This is a genomic window from Variovorax sp. 01T439_2, from assembly GCF_056398445.1.
Map to the genome: position 1 here is coordinate 1 of NZ_JBFTPJ010000840.1, position 2,645 is coordinate 2,645.

Sequence of the window (2,645 nt, forward strand, 5' to 3'; positions counted from 1 at the left end):
GCCAGCGCCTCTACATCCGCAAGGAGACATTGCGGCAATGGCGCGAGCAGTTCGCCGCACTGATGCGCGAGCAGGGTGTGGCGGCCAATGCCACACCGCGACAGGTGCGAGGGCAGATCCRCAAGCCGTACAGGGATGCGATCCATCACCGGCTCCGCGCGCTTCGGGCATTCGGGCAACTGCCGCCCGACGACCGAGCCAGGCATCGACCGCCGAGGACGTCGACCTTCATGCGCGCCAAGCTGGAGAGCCTGCTCCAGGCTCTGAGGTCGGGGCGAGGCGCCGCGGATGACGGACAAGAGAAAATGCGAAACACCCGGCGGGAGGTGGTCGCAGATTGGCGCGCCACAGCAGATGCGCTTCGAAGAGGGGGCGGGGCAGATCTTGCCGCCCAAGTGGATCATTTCGTCGAAAGAATGCCGGACATACAAACCGACTCACAGCGACTGGCCGACCACTGGAAAGAGCAGATGAAACGCCGAACTCCAGAACGCGGCAATGCTCAGCCGCCCGGAACGCGCACCCGGTGAACGCGACGCGCACTCGAACGCAGACCGACCCCATGCCGGGGCATTGGTTCGGTATCGGAGCACCCCCGCCAGGTCAATTTTCGGTGACGATCAACGCCAGTGCGATCAGCGAGAGGTGAATTGGATAGAAGGCGTAGAAGACCCACCGACTGCGCGGCAGCGGAATCTCGACCTGCCGAGCTCCCCAGATCAAGAGCAGGGCGGTCACTGCGGCGAAGTTGCCATTGATGGCAGTGAGTGAAGCCGTCGCCAAGGTCCACAACAGCATCCGCAGACCGTTGGGCCTGCGCAGGAACGCCCAGGAGCCTAGGCAGAAGAGCAGCGCCGGCCACCAGAACTCCACCATGGCGCCACCAACGAGGAAGGCGATCAAGGCCGTGCGGCGCGCGGCCCAGCCGTCCCGCTCCAGCAGCCAGACGATCAGCGTTGCCAGAAAAAGGGTGGCAAGGATGTTCAACGGCCACCAGCCGACCAGATGAACGAAAGCCGGCGTGGCCAGCAGCGCAAATATCGCCAGTCGCCTCATGACGCGCAGGTGCATGCCGCTCTCGAGCGCTCCGGGGCGTGCCAGGTTGACCATGAGCACGAAGCCGAAGAGCGGCATCGCCATGCGACCCAATGCGTAGAGAGCAGGGCTCGACTCATGCAGCAGATACTTGTTGACGTGATCGCCCGCCATGAGCAACAGACCGACCCATTTGAGCGCTTCGAGCGAGCCGTTCGAGACCGACCAGGCGCTCACCTGCGGCTGAGTTTTCACTCGGTTGCGTATCTGGAACCTTCGGGACATGGCGGCGGGACCGGTTGAATCCCTTGTGCATCAGGACGCTTGCCAAGCCATGCGACGCGGCGAGCACCGGCGTATGGCGTACAACCAACAAGCTCTCGGCATTGCGCTGTGCAGCCGAGGATGCGCGGTTGAGGGCGGTCGGCCTGAACGTCCATGCCTTTCACAGTGAACTTGTGCTGCTTCAAGGGCATAACGCGCGTTCGAGCAGACCGGCCCCATTCCTTGACCGGAGAGCGGGTGGCGGAGCAGGACCGAACAGCCTTCGCATCTCGGTGCCGAAAGCATCGGCCCTGCGACCTGGCGCCTCGGATGGTGTTTTCCGGCAGCGCAGGACCGGATAGGGGCGCGAACAACGCGCACGCAAGGCTGGACGAAAAGCTGCAAGCTTCAACCCCGGTTTCCAACGATTTCTAGACGCGCTCGCGGCTCAAATCCTCCTGGCTTCTGGCCGTGCGTTGGCGCGCATGCATGCGAGCGACGCGCGGGAGTCGATCCGGAAGGTGGATGGCGCGGCCTTGCGCCAGCGCCTCGGCGATCCGATCGCGAATCAGCTGTACGAGGTGCTGCTGGGAGGACGGATCGCTGGTCACACGCTGTGCGTACTGCTCGGCCAACTTGAGATCCGCTGCCGCCGTGGCCAGTTCGGGGTGCGGACCCTGGGCCGCATCGGACAGCAATTTCCCGGTGCGTATGCGCATGGCGTGGTGTTCCATCGCGCGAAGGTGATCGGATGTCTCGATGCTCCAGTGCGCACGCTGCGCGACAATTTTCTTTTCGCCGACCAGCTCGCCTTCCGCATTGCGGGTCGCCACCCGGACGTTGACCGGACGGGTGCCGTGCTGCGTGAGCACCACTTGGTCGCCGATGCGCGGTTGCGAGGTCGACTCTGCGAGGGCCCTCTCGAGGTCCGTACCCCAAATGGTGCGAGCCCCGGTCTCCACGCGAACGGTCACGTAGAAGGACATGCGCTGCGTTGGATCGAATTGATAGGGTGCGGCAGCGGCCGCCACGAACATCCCCCTGACTGGCGATCTTGGTCCTCCCCGTTCGAATCGGCGGTCTTGCGGTTCGTCCTTGTGCGGACGAAGACTGGCACTGGGATCGGCTTCGGCGGGTACGGCGCTGTGGTGCACGGTTGTTGCTTCGCGGTCCAGCGACGCAGGTATCGGACGCCGTCCATTCTCGTGCGACGGCGGGCCTCGTTTCTTCAACGCACGCTGGACGTGGAGGATTTCAGTCGGAGTCGGTTCGTAGCCTCGGGCCTCGATGCCTCGCAGCGCGGCTTCGTGCCACATGCCCTGGCGGAAGGTCTCGGTGCCTGTGAG

At 64.3% G+C, this 2,645-nt stretch carries 2 protein-coding genes and 1 pseudogene; 1 reads left to right on the plus strand and 2 read right to left on the minus strand.

Annotation, left to right across the window (positions count from 1 at the left end):
• Positions 1 to 530 (plus strand): annotated as a pseudogene (locus AC1DOC_RS28580) (relaxase/mobilization nuclease domain-containing protein); the annotation flags it as partial.
• Between the two features lie 73 nt (positions 531 to 603).
• Here the strand turns inward: AC1DOC_RS28580 and AC1DOC_RS28585 are convergent.
• Together AC1DOC_RS28585 and AC1DOC_RS28590 are read right to left on the minus strand one after the other, a co-directional pair.
• On the minus strand, positions 604 to 1,290 hold the full coding sequence (locus tag AC1DOC_RS28585; protein ID WP_478079945.1) for a TraX family protein: 687 nt from the start codon (positions 1,288 to 1,290) through the stop codon (positions 604 to 606).
• A 440-nt stretch (positions 1,291 to 1,730) separates the two neighbouring features.
• Positions 1,731 to 2,645, minus strand: a 915-nt coding sequence (locus tag AC1DOC_RS28590) for an LPD7 domain-containing protein (RefSeq protein ID WP_478131011.1), incomplete at its 5' end; no start/stop codon positions are given.